Raw genomic sequence first — 18,630 nt, forward strand, 5'->3', positions numbered from 1 at the left:
AATCAGGCGAAACAGGGTAAAGATAGATACGTAGTTCACGTGCCTAAGACGCAGGCACACCTTCAACGCGCTATCGCTGAGGTGTGCCATGAACATCGCCATCGTCGCTTCGACCACCGGCAACCAGCGTCGTCATATTCTCGCCGCCGCCCGTGAGCTCGGACACGACCACCGCGTCACCATCTACTCCCGCCGCACCAGCGCTGAGCCCAAGCAGCGCACCAGGATCGCGCAGGGTGTGACCATCGAGCACATCGACGCCGGCCCGGCGCGGGACCTGCCCGCCGACGACGTCGTCTCCTACCTGCCGGAACTGGGCCGCTACCTGATGCGGAGCTGGAACGCCGAGCGGCCCGACGTCATCCACGCCCACTCCTGGACCGCGGGCCTGGCCGCCGTGGCCGGTTCCGAGGGAATGGGCGTCCCGGTGACGCAGACCCTGCGCCCGTCCGGCGCCGCCCACCTGAAGCTGGAGCAGGCGCTCGGCCGCCGCGCCAGCGCCGTCGTCACCGGTTCCGGCGACGAGGAGTCGGCGCTCATCCGGCTCGGCGTGCCGCGCCGCAGCATCGCGGTGATCCCCGCCGGGGTCGACGTCAGCAAGTTCCGCCGTCAGGGCGCGGTCGCCGCCCGCGGCACCCGCGGCCGGATCCTGCACGTCGGCTCGCTCGGCGCGGGCACGGGCGCGCAGACCGCCGTCCGCGCGCTGAGCGCGATCCCCGACGTCGAACTCGTCATCGCCGGCGGGCCCGACCCCGCCGACCTGGCCGCCGATCCCGACGCCCGCCGCCTGACCGAACTGGCGGAGACCCTGGGCATCGCCGACCGCGTGCGCCTGCTCGGCCGGGTGCCGCGCTCGCAGGTCCCGCGCCTGATGCGCAGCGCCGACGCGGTGATCACGCTGCCGCGCGAGGTGCCCAGTGGCGTCGTCGCGCTGGAGGCCATGGCCTGCGGCGTCCCCGTGATCGCCTCGGCCGTCGGCGCCCACCTCGACTCGGTGGTGGACGGCGTCACCGGCCTGCTCGTGCCGCCGGACCGGCCCGGCCGTACCGCGCGGCTGGCCCGGACGCTGCTGACCGACGTCACGCTGCGCACCGCGCTCGGCTACGCGGGCGCCGACCGCGTCCGCTCCCGCTACTCGTGGGAGCGCATCGGCCAGGAACTCCTGCGGGTCTACGAGGACTCTCTCGTCCGCGCATGATCCCCCAGAGGTACGGCGGCGCCGCCCGGGACCCCCGGCGGCGCCGTCCGCATGTTCCGGTCGGGCCGAAACAGGGGCTTAACGGAACGCGTGTCGGCGATTGTCCATGTCAGGTGGGATATGGCCTGTCTAGGGACATCACACGTGATTTTTCCGGCGTTGACAGCCTTCGCAAGGGATGTTTATTTAGGCATGCCTTGCCTAAGTTCGGTAAGGCGAGCCTAACCTTTGGAGTGGTAAGCGTGCTGAAGGACCTCATAGGGCCGCCGCCGCTGCCCGTGACGGGCGTCAGATGGCAGGTCACCCTCGTGGATCCACCCGCGGGCGACGCCGAGATCGTCCACACGTGGATGAACGAACCGCACGTGGCCACGGCCTGGGACCAGGCCTGGCCGCTGGAGCGCTGGAGCTCCGAGCTCGGCAGGCAACTCGGCGGCGATCACTCCCGCCCCTGCCTGGCCTACCTGCGCGGCGAGCCGGTGGCCTACCTGGAGATCTACCGGGTCGCCCGCGACCGCCTCGCCCCGCTCTACCCCCACCGGCCCGGCGACCTCGGCGTACACGTCGCCATCGGCGCCCCGGGCAACATCGGCAGGGGCCTCGGCCGCGACCTGCTGCGCACCGTCGCCGAGGGCCTGCTGGCCGCCGACGAGTCCTGCACCCGCGTCGTCGCCGAGCCGAACATCCTCAACACCGCCTCCATCCGCGCCTTCGCCGCCGCCGGGTTCCACCGCGCGGGCGAGGTCACGATGCCGCACAAGATCGCCGCTCTGATGGTGCGCCCGCGCGACGAGGGAGACCTCCCCACATGGTGAACACGGTCCACGACCTGGTGGGGATAGGTTTCGGCCCCTCCAACCTGGCCCTGGCCATCGCCCTGAACGAGCCGGAGGGCGCCGGCCTCGACGCCGTCTTCCTGGAGAAGCAGGAGTCCTTCGGCTGGCACCGCGGCATGCTCATCGACGGCGCCACCATGCAGGTGTCGTTCCTGAAGGACCTGGTCACGATGCGCAACCCGGCCAGCCCCCACAGCTTCGTCGGCTACCTGCACGACAAGGGGCGCCTGGCCGACTTCATCAACCAGAAGAGCATGTACCCGAGCCGGCTCGAGTTCCACGACTACCTGGAGTGGGTGGCCGGCCGCTTCGCGCGCGTCGCCCGCTACGGGACCGAGGTCATCACCGTCGACCCGGTCGTCCGCGACGGCGTGGCGAGCCACCTCGACGTCGTCAGCAGGGCCGACGGCGAACTGGTCACCCACCGCGCGCGCAGCCTCGCCATCGCCGCCGGGCTGCGGCCGGTCCTGCCCGAGGGCGTCATCTCCGGCGAGCGCGTCTGGCACAGCCAGGAACTGCTGAACCGGCTGGAGGGGTTCGCCGAGCCGTACCCGCGCAGGTTCGTGGTCGTCGGGGCCGGGCAGAGCGCGGCCGAGGTCGTCGAGCACCTGCACAGCCGCTACCCCTCCGCCGAGATCTGCGCCGTCTTCTCCCGGTACGGCTACAGCCCCGCCGACGACAGCCCCTTCGCCAACGCGATCTTCGACCCGGCCGCCGTGGACCACTTCTTCGAGGCGCCCGGCGACGTCAAGCGCATGCTGCTGGGCTACCACGGCAACACGAACTACTCCGTCGTCGACCTCGACCTGCTGCAGGAGCTCTACCGGCGCATCTACCAAGAGAAGGTCGCGGGGCACTCGCGCCTGCGCGTCCTGAACATGTGCAGGGCCGCCGGGCTGGAGACCCACCGCTCGGGAGTGACGGTCGGCGTGCGCTCCCTGGTCACCGGCGAGGCCGAGACGCTGCGCGCCGACGCCGTCGTCTACGCCACCGGCTACCGTCCGACCGACCCGCTGGACCTGCTCGGCGCGGCGGGCGAGTACTGCCTGCGCGATGAGGACGGCGGGCTCAAGGTCGGCCGCGACCACCGCGTGGAGACCACGCCCGAGCTGCGCTGCGGCATCTACCTGCAGGGCGCGACCGAGCACACGCACGGCATCACCTCGACGCTGCTGTCGACCACGGCCGTGCGGGCGGGGGAGATCCTGCGCTCGCTGCGCGCCCACGCCAGGTCCGAGGTGGAGGAGCCGGCCCGGTGACCTCCTCCCTGCTGGAACTGATCGAGAGCCGGATCGCCGCCGCCCCCGGCATGGAGGCCGTGCGCCACGGGTCCGCCTCGCTCACCTACGTGGAACTGGACCGGGCGGCGAGCACGCTGGCCGCCCGGCTGGCCGAGCGCGGGGCGGGGCCGGAGCGGATCGTGGCGGTGTCGCTGCCCCGCTCGCTCGAACTCGTCGTGGCGCTGGTCGCCGTGCTGAAGACGGGCGCCGCGTACCTGCCGGTGGACCCGGACTATCCGCCGCAGCGGGTGGAGTTCATGCTCGCCGACGCCGCCCCCGTCGCGACCCTGCGCCCGCCCGACGTGGACCTCTCCGCCGTGGACCTCTCGGGCGCGGACCTCTCAGGCGGTACGGCGGCGCCCGCCGCGGGCCTGCTGGGTGGTGCGGCGGCGCCCGGCGTGCGTGTCGACCCGCGCGCCCCCGCCTATGTGATCTACACCTCCGGCTCGACCGGACGGCCCAAGGGCGCGGTGATCCCGCACGAGGCGATCGTCAACCGGCTGCTGTGGATGCAGGACGAGTACGGGCTGAAGCCGGACGACCGGGTCTTGCAGAAGACGCCGTCCAGCTTCGACGTGTCGGTGTGGGAGTTCTTCTGGCCGCTGATCGCCGGGGCCACGCTGGTCCTGGCCGATCCCGGCGGGCATCGCGATCCCGCGTACCTGGTGGCGCTCATCAGGCGCGAGCGGATCACGACGGTGCACTTCGTGCCGTCCATGCTGCGGGCGTTCCTGGCCGAGCCGGGGGCGGGGGAGTGCGTGTCGCTGCGGCGGGTCGTGTGCAGCGGCGAGGAACTGCCCGCCGACCTCGCCGCCGAGTTCCACCGGGTGCTCGGCGACCGGCTCCACAACCTGTACGGGCCGACCGAGGCGGCCGTGGACGTCACCTCCTGGGCGTGCCGGCCCGGCGCGACGGGGCCGGTGCCGATCGGGCGGCCCGTGTGGAACACCGAGATCCGCGTGCTGGACCCCGATCTGCGTCCGGCCGCCGAGGGGGAGTTGTACATCTCCGGCGTGCAGTTGGCGCGTGGGTATCTGGGACGGGCCGGGCTGACCGCCGAGCGCTTCGTGCCCGATCCGCACGGTCCGGCGGGCGGGCGGATGTACCGCACGGGTGACCTGGCGCGGGTGCGGGACGACGGCGCGATCGAGTACCTCGGACGGGCCGACGACCAGGTGAAGATCCGGGGGTTCCGGGTGGAGCCAGGGGAGATCGCCGCGGTGCTGGCCGGGTGCCCCGGCGTCCGGCACGCCGCCGTCGTCGCCAGGACCGCGGAGTCCCAGGCGGTGCAGCTCGTCGCCTATGTGGTACCGAAACCCGCTCCCTCCGTCCCCGCTTCCTCCGCCCCTGCTCCCGCTTCCTCCGCCCCCGCTTCCTCCGGCCCCGATAGCGTCGCCCCCGATCTTGCTGGGGCCGATCCCTCTGCGTCTTCTTCTCTTGCGCCGGATTTTTCGGGAAATGTCGAGGTTTGGCGGGAGTTTGTGGCGGCGCGGTTGCCCGCGCACATGGTGCCGTCGGCGTTCGTCGCCATGGCCGAGCTGCCCGTGACCGTGAACGGCAAGCTCGACCGTGCCGCCCTGCCTGAGCCCGAGCGCGAGAGTGGCGGCGAGGCCCCGGCCACGGACGCCGAGCGGACGCTGGCCAGGCTGTTCGCCGAGGTGCTTGGGCTGCCCGAGGCGGGCGCCGGTGACGACTTCTTCCGGCTGGGCGGCGACAGCATCCTGGCGCTGAGCCTGGTCGGCCGGGCCAGGGCGGAGAACCTGGCGCTGAGCGCCCAGCAGGTGATGGAGCTCGGCACCGTGCGCGCCCTGGCCGCCGCCGCGCGGGCGGGCGTCGTCGAGGAGCCACCCGAGCAGGCCCTGGGCACCGTCCCCGCCACGCCGATCATGCGCTGGCTCCTGGAACGCGGCGGTCCCGTCGAGGGCTTCAGCCAGTCCGTGGCGCTACGCCTGCCCGCCGACGTGGACCAGGACCGCCTCACCGAGGCCCTCCAGACCGTCCTCGACCACCACGACCTGCTCCGCGCCCGCCTGGTGGACGGCCACCTGGAGGTCCCCCCACCCGGAACCGTCAACGCCGCCACCATCCTCCGCGAACTCCCCACCCTCCCGCCCGACGCAGCACCTTCACCTCAGCCGACCGCCGCGCCTGCACCTCAGCCGACCGCCGCACCTCCACCTCAGCCGACCGCCGCGCCTTCGGCAGCGGCAGAAGGCGTGCGTCCGCCTTCGGAGGTGCCTGCGGTGGACGAAGCCGCTGTGCCCGCGGCCTCACGGGCAGACGCGGATGCGCCCGCGGAGCGTGGCGCTCTTGCGACGGATGCGGATGCGGATGCGGATGCGAAGGCGGATGCGGATGCGAAGGCGAAGGCGAAGGCGGATGTGGAGGTGGAGGCGGCGCGGCGGCGGTTGTCGCCCGAGGAAGGGGTGATGGTGCAGGGTGTGTGGTCGCCGCAGGCGCGGGTGTTGCGCCTGGTCGCGCACCACCTGGTGATCGACGGCGTCTCCTGGCGCATCCTGGCCGAGGACCTCGCCCGCGCCTACGACGGCGCCGGCCTGCCCAGATCGGGGTCCTTCCGCCGCTGGGCCAGCGGGCTGCCCGAACGCGCGAACCCCGACGAGCTGCCCCACTGGGTCGCCACGCTGGGCGGCGAGCGGACCGGCCCGCCGCCGCACGGACCCGCGCGACGGCTGACGCTGACGCTGGAGGCCGACCTGGGCCGGACCGGGACCGCCGAGCTCCTGCTCACCGGCCTGGCCGCGGCGCTGTCCCGGGACGGCGGCGACGCCGTACTGCTGGATCTGGAGGGGCACGGGCGGGAGGACGAGCACGCCGACCTCTCGCGCACCGTCGGCTGGTTCACCAGCATGTTCCCGGTGCGCCTCGACCCGGGCCGCCCCGAGTGGGACGACCTCGTCGCGGGCGGGCCCGCCGCGGGCCGCACGCTGGCGCGGGTCACCGAGCAGCTCGCCGCCGTGCCGCGCAAGGGCATCGGGTACGGCATCCTGCGCCACCTGCACCACCACCCCGAGCTGGAAGACCTGGCCCGGCCCGCGATCTGCGTCAACTACCTGGGCCGCTTCACCGACACCGCCGCCGACTGGTCCATGATCAACGAGCCGGGCGGCCTGGCCGACGCCGCCGACCCGGACCTGCGGCCCGCCCACGAGCTGACGATCGACGCCGCCGTGGTCGAGACCGCCGCGGGCCCGCGCCTGGACGCCACCTTCACCTGGGCGGCCGGGTCCGGCGCGTTCGGGGACGAGCGGGCGGTGCGCGAGCTGGCGGCCGGATGGTTCGCCGCGCTCGGCGGGCTGGCCCGTCCCGAACCCCTGGTCGCGCTCGGCCAGGACGAACTTGACGACTTCGAGGAGATGCTCCGTTGAGCCGTGTCCAGGATGTCTGGCCACTGACCCCTCTGCAGGAAGGCCTGCTCTTCCACGCCCTCGGCGACGAGGCCGACCCGTACGTCGTGCACACCGCGCTCGACCTGCACGGCCCCCTCGACGCCGCGGCGCTGCGCGCGGCCGCCGAGCGGCTGGTCCGCAGGCACGACAACCTGCGCGCCGCCTTCACCCACCGCAGGAACGGCGAGCCCGTCCAGGTGATCGCCGCCACGGCGACGGTGCCGTGGCGTGAGGAGGACCTGACCGGGCGGCCGGAGTCGGCGGCGGAGGAGATCGGCGAGCGCGAGCGGGCCGCGGGCTTCGACCTGACCGCGCCGCCGCTGCTGCGCTTCGTCCTGCTCCGGCTGGCGCCGGACCGGCACCGCCTGCTGGTCACCAACCATCACCTGCTGCTCGACGGCTGGTCGCTGACCCTGCTGCTGCGCGAGCTCCTCGACCTGTACGGCGGCGCCGAGCCCCCGGCGGCCGTGCCGTACCGGGACTATCTGACCTGGCTGGCCGAGCAGGACCGGCAGGCGGCGGTCGCGGCCTGGCGCGACCACCTGGACGGGCTGCCCGGCCCCACCCACCTCGCCGAGGGCAGGACCGGCGGCGCGGTACGCGAGGTCGTCGCCGAACTGCCCGCGGACCTCACCGCAAGGCTCGGCGCGCTGGCCCGCGAGCGGGCGGGCACGCTGAACATGGTCGCGCAGACCGCCTGGGCGCTCGTGCTGGGCACGCTGACCGGACGCGACGACGTCGTGTTCGGCACCACCGTCTCGGGCCGCCCGCCCGAGCTGCCCGGCGTGGACCGGATGCTGGGCCTGTTCATCAACACCGTGCCGGTCCGGGTACGGCTGCGCCCCGGCACCCCGGTCGGCGAGCAGCTCTCCGGCCTGCGGGCCGAGCAGGCGGGGCTGAACGGGCTGTTCCACGTGAGCCTGGCCGAGATCCAGGCGGGCGGGCTGTTCGACACGCTGCTGCTGTTCGAGAACCACCCGACCGGGGGCCTGACCGGCGCCGGAGGGCTCGTGGTCGCGGGCGCCTCCGAGCGCGACGCGACCCACTACCCGCTCACGGTTTGCGTGCGGCCCGGCAAGCGGCTGCGCGTGGAGCTGTCCTACCGCGACGGAGCCTTCGAGGCCCCGGCGGTCGAACGGATCATGGGCTACCTCGTCCAGACCCTGACCACGATGGCCGAGGACCCCGAGCGCCCGGTCGGCGAGCTGGACGTGCTGCCCGCCGCCGAACGCGCCAGGATCCTCACCACCTGGGCGGGCGACCGCCCGGCCGCGCCGCCGGCCACGCCCGCACGGGCGTTCCGCGCCCAGGCCGAGGCCACCCCCGGCGCGAGCGCGATCGTCGGCCCCGACGGCGCCGCGCTCACCTTCGCCGAACTGGCCGCCGCGGCCGACCGGCTGGCCGCGACGCTCGTCGCCCGCGGCATCGGCCCCGAAGACGTCGTCGCGCTGAAGCTGCCGCGCGGCATCGGGATGGTCGCGGCCGTGCTGGGCGTCTGGCAGGCGGGCGCCGCGTACCTGCCGCTGGACCCGCGCTACCCCGCCGACCGCCTGGACCACATGCTGGCCGACGCCCGCCCGGCCCTGGTGATCACCGACCCTCCCGACCTCACCCCGGGCCAGGGCCCGGTGACGCCGGTCCGGCCGTGCCTGCCCGCGCACCCGGCGTACGTCATCTACACCTCCGGCTCCACCGGGACGCCGAAGGGCGTGAGCGTGACGAACGCCGCCGTCGCCAACCTGCTGGAGTCGCACCGCGGCGACGCCATCGCCCGCGCCGAGGCGGCGGTGGGCGGACGGCGGCTGCGGGTGGGACACGCGGCGTCGTTCTCCTTCGACGCCTCCCTCGACCCGCTGCTGTGGATGCTGGCCGGTCACGAACTGCACGTCCTGGACGAGGAGACCTGCCAGGACCCCGAACTGCTGGCCGCCTACACCGCCCGCGCCCGCCTCGACTACCTCGACGTCACCCCCTCCTACCTGCCGCCGCTGCTGGCCGCCGGGGTGTTCGGCGAAGGACGCCACCGGCCCGCCGTCGTGGCCGTGGGCGGCGAGGCCGTCGCCGACCCGCTGTGGCGCCGCCTGCGCGCGACCCCCGGCCTGGTCGCCAGGGACCTGTACGGCCCGACCGAGTGCACGGTCGACGCCTACCAGCGGCGCGAGGACGGCACCGCCGCGCCCGTCGCCGGTCACCGCGTGTACGTGCTCGACGCCCTGCTGCGGCCGGTGCCCGCGGGGGTGACCGGCGAGCTGTACGTGGCGGGCGCCGGTCTGGCCCGCGGCTACCTGCGCCGCCCCGCCCTGACCTCAGAGCGCTTCGTGCCCTGCCCTTTCGGGCCGCCGGGAGAGCGTATGTACCGCACCGGCGACCTGGCCAGGTGGCGGGAGGACGGGGTGCTCGAGTTCGCCGGCCGGGCCGACGACCAGGTCAAGATCCGTGGGTTCCGGGTAGAGCCCGGCGAGGTGGAGTCCGTGCTGGCCGGCCATCCCGGGCTGGCCCACGCCGTGGTGACGGTCAGGCAGGACCGGCCGGACGAGCGCCGCCTGGTCGCCTACGCGGTGCCCGCCGCCGGCCCCGCCGACGAGCGTGACCTGCGCGCCTACCTGGAGGCACGGCTGCCCGCCCACATGGTGCCCGCCGCGTTCGTGCTCCTGGACACGCTGCCGCTGCTGCCCAACGGCAAGGTCGACCGCCAGGCGCTCCCCGCGCCCGGCGCCTCCGGAACCGCCGAAGGCCGCGCGCCCAGGGACGCCGTCGAGCGGCGGTTGTGCGAGCTGTTCGCCGAGGTGCTCGGCCTCGACCGGGTCGGCGTCGAGGACGACTTCTTCGAGCTGGGCGGGCACTCGCTGCTGGCCGCCCGCCTGGCCGGCAGGGTCCGGGCGGAGCTGGGCGCGACGCTGCGGGTGCGCGCGGTGTTCGACGCGCCGACCGTGGCCGCGCTCGCGGGCCGGCTCGGGCCGTCGGGCGAGCGTCCCGCGCTGGTCGCGCAGGATCGTCCGGAACGGCTGCCGCTGTCGCACGCCCAGCGCGGCCTGTGGTTCCAGCAGCAGTTGGAGGGCCCTTCGGCCACCTATGCCATGCCCGCCACCCTGCCCATGGACGACCCGATCGAGCTCGTGCCGCTGCGCGCGGCGCTCGGGGACGTGATGGCCAGGCACGAGGCGCTGCGCACGGTGATCGGGCAGGCGGACGGCGAGCCGTACCAGGTGGTGCTGGGGGTGGAGGAGGCGCGGCGGCGGCTCGTCGTGGGCGAGGGCGCGGGCGAGCCCGCGGCGGCCTTCGACCTGGCGGCGGACCTGCCGATCCGGGCCTGGGCGGACGGGCGGCGGCTGCTGCTCGTGCTGCACCACGTCGCCGGGGACGAGTGGTCGATGGGGCCACTTCTGCGTGATCTGTCGGTGGCCTACGAGGCGCGGCTGGACGGGCGGGAGCCGGAGTTCGCGCCGCTGCCCGTGCAGTACGCCGACTACACGCTGTGGCAGCGGCGCCTGCTGGGCGCGGCCGACGACCCGGCGGGCCTGCTGGCGCGGCAGCTCGCCTACTGGCGGCACGCCCTGGACGGCGTGCCCGCGGCGATCGACCTGCCGGTGGACCGGCCCTGGCCCGCGGAGACGTCGTGGCGGGGCGGGAGCGTCGACGTGCGCCTGGACGCGCCGGGGCTGGACGCGCTGGCCCGGCGGGCGGGCGTGACGCCGTTCATGGTGATGCATGCCGCGGTGGCGGCGTTGCTGGGGCGTCTCGGTGCGGGGACGGACATTCCGCTGGGCACGCCGGTGGCGGGCCGGTCGGACGAGACCCTGACCGACTTGGTCGGATATTTCGTGAACACTGTGGTTCTGCGGACCGATCTCAGCGGCGACCCGACCTTCCTGGAGCTGCTGGAACGGGTGCGGGACACCGACCTGGCCGCCTTCGACCACGCGGACGTGCCATTCAACCTGGTCGTCGAGGGCATCAGGCCGGAGCGGGCACCCGGGCGGCACCCGCTGTTCCAGGTCATGATCTCCTACCAGCACGCTGCCGGCACCACTCTGCAGGACGTCGGGCTCGACGTCGCCAAGTTCGACCTCACCTTCGCCTTCACCGAGACCGGCGACGGACTGGCCGGGCAGGTCGAGTACCGCGCCGACGTGTTCGACGCCGCGACCGCGCGCGGGCTGGCCGAGCGGCTGGCGAGCGTGCTGGAGCAGGTCGTGGCCGCGCCCGAGCGGCCGATCGGCGAGCTGGCGGTGCGGGCCATGGCGTCCGCAGCGGTGCCCGCCTCCCCGGACGACGGCTCGCCCGACGCCCCGGAGACGCCGGTCCTGCGCCGGTTGTTCGCCGAGGTGCTCGGCCAGGCGGACGTGGGCGCGCACGACGACTTCTTCCGGCTCGGCGGGCACTCGCTGCTCGCGGTCAAGCTCGTGAGCAGGATCAGGGCCGCGCTCGGCGCCGAGGTCGCGCTGCGCGAGGTCTTCCGCCATCCGAGCGCCGCCGCGCTGGCCGGCCGGCTCGCCCCCGCCCGCGACGCCGGGCCCGTGCCCGTGGACAGGCCGGAGCGGGTGCCGCTGTCGCACGCGCAGCGCCGGTTGTGGTTCCTGCACCGGCTGGAGGGGCCGTCCGACACCTACAACATCCCCATCGCGCTACGGCTGCGCGGTCCGCTCCGGCCCGAGGCGCTCCGGGAGGCGCTGGGCGACGTGGTGGCCAGGCACGAGGCGCTGCGCACGCTGGTCGGCGAGGAGGACGGCCTGCCGTACCAGGTGATCCTCGACGTGGCGCAGGCGCGGCGGCGGCTCGCGGTGGTCGACGGGAGCGGCGACCCCGCCCATGCCTTCGACCTGGCGCGGGAACTGCCGATCCGGGCGTGGCTGCGGGCCGAGGCGCCCGGCGAGCACGTGCTGCTGCTCGTGCTGCACCACATCGCGGCGGACGAGTGGTCGATGGGGCCGCTGCTGAATGATCTGTCGCGGGCCTACGAGGCGCGGCTGGACGGGCGGGAGCCGGAGTTCGAGCCGCTGCCCGTCCAGTACGCCGACTACGCGCTCTGGCAGGCCGATCGCCCCGCCGACCCGGACTTCTGGACGCGGGCGCTGGCCGGGCTGCCGGACCGCGTCGAACTGCCCACCGATCGGCCGCGCGCCCACGACGACCGGGGCGGCACGGTGAGCTTCGCGGTGCCCGCCGAGGTGCGCGACGGGCTGGACGCCCTGGCGCGGCGGGCGGGCGTGACGCCGTTCATGGTGACGCACGCCGCCGTGGCGGCGTTGCTGGCCAGGCTTGGAGCGGGGACGGACATTCCGCTGGGTACGCCGGTGGCGGGCCGATCGGACGAAGCCCTGACCGACTTGGTCGGATTTTTCGTGAACACGGTGGTCCTGCGGACCTCGCTGGACGGCGATCCATCGTTCCTGGAGCTGCTGGAACGGGTGCGGGAGGGCGACCTGGCCGCCTTCGACCACGCGGACGTGCCGTTCGACCAGGTCGTCGAGGCCGTCAACGCCTCGGGACGCGACCTGTTCGAGGTCATGGTGGCCCACCACGCCGCCGCAGACACGGAACTGCGGCTGCCCGGGATCACCGTCACCGAGGAGCCGGTCGGGCACGCGAGCGCCAAGTTCGCGCTCACCTTCGCCCTCACCGAGACGGACGGCGGGCTCGCGGGGCTGGTCGAGTACCGCGCCGGGCTGTTCCGCGAGGAGACCGCGCGCCGCCTGGCCGGATACCTCACCAGGGTGCTCGCGCAGGTGGCGGCCGACCCCGCCACCCGGCTCGGCGACCTGGAGCTCCTGTCGGACGACGAGCTGCGCGAGGTGCTCGCCGGCGGCGACGGCGAGGCCGCCGACGGGCCGGACGCCACGCTGCCCGAGCTGTTCCGCGCCCAGGCCGCCGCCACCCCTGACGCGGTGGCCGTGGTCTGCGAGCGGGACTCGCTCACCTACGCCGAACTCGACGCGCTCACCGACCGGCTGGCGTCCGCGCTGGCCGCCCGGGGCGCCGGTCCCGAACGGGTGGTGGCGCTGGCGCTGCCCCGCGGGATCGGGCAGGTCGCGGGGGTGCTGGCCATCGCCAAGGCGGGAGCCGCGTACCTGCCGATCGACACGGCCTATCCGGCCGAGCGGATCGCCATGATGCTCCAGGACGCCGGGCCCGTGCTCGTGCTGGCCGAACCGGGCGGGCTGCCCGGGTCGCCGGTGCCGGTCGTCCACCCCGGCGACGACGGGGTGGGCGAGGTTACGGCGCCGCAGCCGCACAACCCGGCGTACGTGATCTTCACCTCGGGCTCCACCGGGCGGCCCAAGGGCGTCGTGCTGGAGCACGCGGGGGTTAGGCAGCTCGTCGCCACCGCCGTCGAACGCTTCGGCGTCGGGCCGGGCAGCCGGGTGCTGCAGTTCGCCTCGATCAGCTTCGACGTGGCGTTCTGGGAATTGACCATGTCGCTGTGCACCGGCGCGAGGCTGGTCGTCGTGCCCGCCGAGCGGCGCGTGGCCGGGCCCGAGCTGACCGGGTACGTCGACGAGCACCACATCACCCACCTGGCCCTGCCGCCCGCGCTGCTGTCGGCGCTGCCCCCGGACTGCGAGCTGCCCGAGGGCTCGACGCTGCTGGTCGGCACCGAGACCGTGACGCCGGAGCTCGTACGCCGCTGGAGCGGCAGGCACCGGCTCTTCGACGCCTACGGCCCGACCGAGGCCATGGTCAACTCCACGCTCTGGGAGGCCGCCGGAGACCTGGAGAACCTCACCAGCGTCCCCATCGGCCGTCCCGACGTGGGCAAGCGCGTCTACATCCTGGACGAGCGGCTGCGGCCGGTGCCGCCCGGCGTCACCGGCGAACTGTACGTGGGCGGCGCCGGTCTGGCCCGCGGCTACCTCGACCGGCCGGGGCTGACCTCCGAGCGGTTCGTGCCCGACCCGTTCGGCAAGCCGGGCGAGCGCATGTACCGCACCGGCGACCTGGCGCGCTGGCGGCACGACGGGGCCGTGGAGTTCGGCGGACGGGCCGACGGGCAGATCAAGATCCGCGGGTTCCGCATCGAGCCGGGCGAGGTGGAGTCGGCGCTGCTGTCCTGCTCCGGCGTGCGCGAGGCCGTCGTCGTGGCGCACGACTACGCGCCCGGCGACACCCGCCTGGTCGCCTACGTCACCGGCGCCCAGGACGACCCGGCCGACCTGCGCGCCCACGTGGCCGCCCGGCTGCCCGCGCACATGGTCCCCGCCGCCTACGTCGCGCTGCCCGCGCTCCCGCTCATGGTCAACGGCAAGGTGGACCGCAAGGCGCTGCCCGCCCCGTCCTCCTCCGGCGGCGCCGCCGTGGCCGCGCGCGCTCCGCGCACGGCCACCGAGCGGGCGCTGTGCGAGATCTTCGCCGAGCTGCTCGGGGTGGAGCGGGCGGGCATCGACGACGACTTCTTCCACCTGGGCGGACACTCCCTTCTGGCGGTACGGCTGGCCGCCAGGATCCGTGCCCGCTTCGGGGCCGAGCTGCCGCTGAGGACGCTGTTCGGCACCTCCACCCCGGCCGCTCTGGCCGCCGCGCTCCAGGGCTCGGGCGCGGCGGCCGGTCCGGGCACGGCCCTCCAGGGCCAGGGCACGGGCGCGCCTGCAGCACTCCAGGGCACAGGCGCGCCCGGCGCTCTCCAGGGTTCGGACGGGTCTGTGGCCCTTCAGGGACCGGGCGGGCCCGGCGCTCCTCAGGGCGCGGGCGGGCCCGGCGCGGGTCCGAAGCTGTTCGCGGCCACGCGCCCGGCGCTCGTCGCGGCCCCGCGGCCCTCGCCGGTGCCGGTGTCGTCGGCGCAGCGGCGGCTGTGGTTCCTGCAGCGGCTTGAGAGTGATTCGGCCGCCTACAACATCCCGATCCTGCTGAGGCTGGAGAACGCCTCCGCGGCCCTGGCGGCGGTACGTGATCTGGTGGCCAGGCACGAGGTGCTGCGGACGGTCATCGGGGAGCGGGACGGCGAGCCGTACCAGGTGGTGCTGGGGGCGGAGGAGGCGCTGCGGCGGCTCGCGGCGGACGAGACCGACCCCGGGGCGCCCTTCGACCTGGCGGCGGACCTGCCGATCCGGGCCTCCTTCCCCGCGGACGGCGAGATGCTGCTCGTGCTGCACCACATCGCCGCGGACGAGTGGTCCATGGGGCCGCTGCTGCGTGACCTCACGCGCGCCTACGAGGCGCGGCTGGACGGGCGGGAGCCGGAGTTCGCGCCGCTGCCCGTCCAGTACGCCGACTACGCGGTGTGGGAACGGCAGGTGCTCGGCGAGGCCGGAGACCCGGACGGCGTGCTGGGCCGAGGGCTGGCGTTCTGGCGCTCGGCGCTTGCCGGAATGCCGGAGGAGATCGAGCTGCCCCGGGCGGCGGGTGCGGGCGGGTCGGTGAGCTTCCGCCTCGACGCGTCCGGGCTGCGCGCGCTGGCGCGGCGGGCTGGGGTGACGCCGTTCATGGTGACGCACGCCGCGGTGGCGGCGTTGCTGGGACGTCTGGGTGCGGGGACGGACATTCCGCTGGGTACGCCGGTTGCCGGCCGCCCGGACGAGGCATTGACCGATTTGGTCGGATTTTTCGTGAACACGGTGGTTTTGCGGACCTCGGTCGAGGGCGATCCCACCTTCCTGGAACTGCTGGAACGGGTGCGGGAGAGCGACCTCGCCGCCTTCGACCACGCCGACACCCCCTTCGACCAGGTCGTCGAGGCCGTCAATCCGGAGCGCGCCCCTGGGCGGCACCCGCTGTTCCAGGTCATGATCGCCTACCAGCACGCGCCGGAGACCGCGCCGGCGGTGGAGGAGCCGGACACCGGACAGGACGCCAAGTTCGACCTGGCCTTCGCCTTCACCGAGACCTCGGACGGGCTCGACGTGCTGGTGGAGCACCGGGAAGGACTGCCCGGCGACGCCCTGGCCACGGCGCTGGCCGCGCTCCTCGAACAGGTCGTCGCCGACCCCGCCCGTCACCTGGCCGAACTGGACCTCCCCGGCGACATGTCCCCGGGAGGGCGGTCCGTGGCCGTCCGTCGTGCGGCCACGGTCCTGCGCAGGGAGCCGCGGGGGCCGGTCGAGAACCGGCTGGCGGAGATCTTCGCCGACGTGCTCGCCGTGCCCGGGGTGGGCGCGCTCGACGACTTCTTCCACCTCGGCGGCCACTCGCTGCTGGCCGTACGCCTGGCCGGGCGGGTCGCGGCCGAGTTCGGCACGGCCACCACGGTCAGGACCGTCTTCGAGGCCCCCACGGTCGCCGCCCTGGCCCACCACGTCACCGACACCGTCACTGGCTCCGTAACCGGCTCGGACACCGACACCGACGCCGACACGGGCTCCGGCTCCTGGTCTGGTTCCCGCCAGGGTGCGGGCAGGCCGCGGGTCACAGCGGTGGAACGGCCCGAGGTCGTGCCGCTGTCGGCGGCGCAGCGGCGGCTATGGTTCCTGCAGGCGCTCGAAGGCGCGACGGCCACCTACAACGTGCCGTTCGCGGTCCGGGTGCGCGGGCCGCTGGACCACGACGCCCTGCGTGCGGCGCTGGGTGACGTGGTGGCCAGGCACGAGGCGCTCAGGACGCTGATCGGGGAGCGGGACGGCGAGCCGTACCAGAGGATCCTCGACGCGGACGAGGCGCGGGGGCGGCTGGTCGTGCGCGGCGGGGAGGGCGACCCCGAACTGCCCTTCGACCTGGCCGCGGAGCTGCCGATCCGGGTGTGGGCGAGCGAGACGGGCCCCGGCGAGCACGACCTGCTGCTGGTGCTGCACCACATCGCCAGCGACGAGTGGTCCGTGGGCCCGCTGTGGGCGGATCTGTCCGCCGCCTACGCCGCGCGGCTGCGGGGGCACGAACCCGACGCCGAGCCGCTCGCCGTGCAGTACGCGGACTACACGCTGTGGCAGCGCGACCTGCTCGGCGACGAGGACTCGCCCACCGAGCCGGCCGTCCGCCAGCTCGCCTACTGGCGGGACACGCTCGCCGGACTCCCCGAGTGCCTGCCGCTGCCGCACGACCTGCCGCGCCCGCCCGTCGCCTCGCCGCAGGGGGACTCGGTCGTCTTCCGCGTCGACCCCGGCGGCCTGGCGGGGCTGGCGCGGGGGAGCGGGGTGACGCCGTTCATGGTGGTGCACGCCGCGGTGGCCGCGCTGCTGACCCGGCTCGGGGCCGGGACGGACATCCCCCTGGGTACGCCGGTGGCGGGCCGCCTGGACGAGGCCCTGACCGACTTGGTCGGATTTTTCGTGAACACAGTGGTTTTGCGGACCTCGGTCGAGGGCGATCCCACCTTCCTGGAACTCCTGGAACGGGTCCGCGAGACCGACCTCGCCGCACTGGACCACGCCGACCTGCCCTTCGACCGGGTCGTCAGGCAGACCGCGCCCGCCAGGTCGCTGGCCTGGCACCCGCTGTTCCAGGTCATGATCGCCCACCACGCGGCGCAGCCGCCCCTCGAACCGCTGCCCGGCCTGGACGTCGAGCCCGCCGAGGCGGGGACGGGGACGGCCAAGTTCGACCTGGCCATCGCGGTGGGCGAGGACGGCGGCGGGGTGATCGAGTACCGGACCGACCTGTTCACCCGGCAGCGCACGCAGGCGCTGGCCGACGCCCTGGCCGAACTGCTGGCCCGCGCCGCCGCCGACCCGTCCGCCCGCCTGTCGGCCCTGCTGCCCGCCCCACCCGCCTTCGCCCACCCGTCCGCCCCCTCCGCCCCGTCCGCTCGGATCGAGCACGACACCGGCGCGCACGACCCGGCCCTGGCGGAACGGCTGGCCGCCCTGTTCGGCGAGGCCCTGGCCATGACCGAGCCGCCCGGCCACGAGGCGAACTTCTTCGAGCTGGGCGGTCACTCCTTGCTGGCCGCCAGGCTGGTCAACCGGATCCGCGCCGAACTGGACACCCCGGTCACGATCCGGGACCTGTTCGAGGCGCCCACTCCCGCCGGAATGGCCGCGAGGCTGGCCGTGCCGCGACCGTCGGCGGGCGGCGCGCTCGACCCGCTGCTGCCCATCAGGACGACCGGAGAAGGGCCGCCGCTGTTCTGCGTGCACCCGCTGTTCGGGCTGGCCTGGTGCTTCATGGGCCTGGCCGGGCACATGGACGGCCCGGTCTACGGGGTGCAGGCACGAGGGCCGGCGGGGCCGTACCCGCTGCCGGGGACGCTGGAGGAGATGGCCGCCGACTACGTGGAGCGGATCCGCGACGTCCAGCCGCACGGTCCCTACCACCTGATGGGCTGGTCGTTCGGCGGCGTCGTCGCCCACGCGATGGCCGCCGAGCTGCTCCGGCGAGGCGAACGCGTCACCCTCCTCGCCATGCTCGACTCCTACCCGCTGCGCCCCGGCGAGGAGCCGGAGACCGGCGACGACGAGCAGGACGCGCTGCGCTTCCTGCTACGCCTGGCCGGACATCGGGAACCCGAGCACGCGGTCACCCGCCACGAGGTGGTGGCGACGCTGAGGAGCACCGGCGGCCTCCTGGCGGACCTGGACGAGACCACGATCGGTGCCATGATCGACGCGGCGGTGAACGCCGAGGACCTCATCCGCCCCGCCACGCACCCGGTCTTCGACGGTGACCTGCTGTTCGTCAGGGCCACGGCCGACAAACCCGGCACCACCCTGGACACCACCCGATGGCGCCCCTACGTGACAGGCGCCATCGAGGAGCACGAGATCGCCTGCGAACACTACGAACTGGCCGACCCGGAGCCGCTCGCCCGGATCGCCGCGATCCTGAAGGAGAGACTGCGATGACCAACCCGTTCGAGGACGCCGACGGCGTGTACGTGGTCCTCGTCAACGACGAGAACCAGCACGCCCTGTGGCCGCAGCGCCTGCCCGCCCCGGCCGGCTGGACCCAGGCTTTCGGCCCGGCCGCCCGCGACGCCTGTCTCGCGTACGTGGAGGAGACCTGGAAGGACATGCGCCCAGCCAGCCTCATCCGCGCCACGGAGTGAC

The 18,630-nt window shown here is 74.4% G+C and carries 6 protein-coding genes; all 6 read left to right on the plus strand.

Features of this window, described 5'->3' with window-relative positions; genetic code table 11:
• The first annotated feature begins 88 nt into the window (after positions 1–88).
• Complete coding sequence (locus ACIBEJ_RS00200; protein WP_397180345.1) at positions 89–1,198, plus strand: glycosyltransferase; 1,110 nt, start codon at positions 89–91, stop codon at positions 1,196–1,198.
• Positions 1,199–1,440: 242 nt separating this feature from the next.
• Complete coding sequence (locus ACIBEJ_RS00205; RefSeq protein WP_397180346.1) at positions 1,441–2,013, plus strand: GNAT family N-acetyltransferase; 573 nt, start codon at positions 1,441–1,443, stop codon at positions 2,011–2,013.
• The gene (locus tag ACIBEJ_RS00210; RefSeq protein ID WP_397180347.1) at positions 2,007–3,293 is read left to right on the plus strand and encodes a lysine N(6)-hydroxylase/L-ornithine N(5)-oxygenase family protein; all 1,287 of its coding nucleotides are present in this window, start codon (positions 2,007–2,009) and stop codon (positions 3,291–3,293) included. Before ACIBEJ_RS00205 ends, ACIBEJ_RS00210 begins: the two co-directional genes overlap by 7 nt.
• Positions 3,290–6,700 (plus strand): amino acid adenylation domain-containing protein, encoded by a 3,411-nt coding sequence (locus ACIBEJ_RS00215; RefSeq protein ID WP_397180348.1) that lies wholly within the window; start codon positions 3,290–3,292, stop codon positions 6,698–6,700. The genes ACIBEJ_RS00210 and ACIBEJ_RS00215 overlap by 4 nt, the downstream gene beginning before the upstream one ends.
• Positions 6,697–18,426, plus strand: a complete 11,730-nt coding sequence (locus tag ACIBEJ_RS00220) for an amino acid adenylation domain-containing protein (RefSeq protein WP_397180349.1) — start codon at positions 6,697–6,699, stop codon at positions 18,424–18,426. Before ACIBEJ_RS00215 ends, ACIBEJ_RS00220 begins: the two co-directional genes overlap by 4 nt.
• The gene (locus ACIBEJ_RS00225) at positions 18,423–18,629 is read left to right on the plus strand and encodes an MbtH family protein (protein WP_397180350.1); all 207 of its coding nucleotides are present in this window, start codon (positions 18,423–18,425) and stop codon (positions 18,627–18,629) included. Before ACIBEJ_RS00220 ends, ACIBEJ_RS00225 begins: the two co-directional genes overlap by 4 nt.
• Position 18,630: the final 1 nt, after the last annotated feature.

The organism is Nonomuraea sp. NPDC050790 (genome assembly GCF_044456745.1).
Classification (GTDB): domain Bacteria; phylum Actinomycetota; class Actinomycetes; order Streptosporangiales; family Streptosporangiaceae; genus Nonomuraea.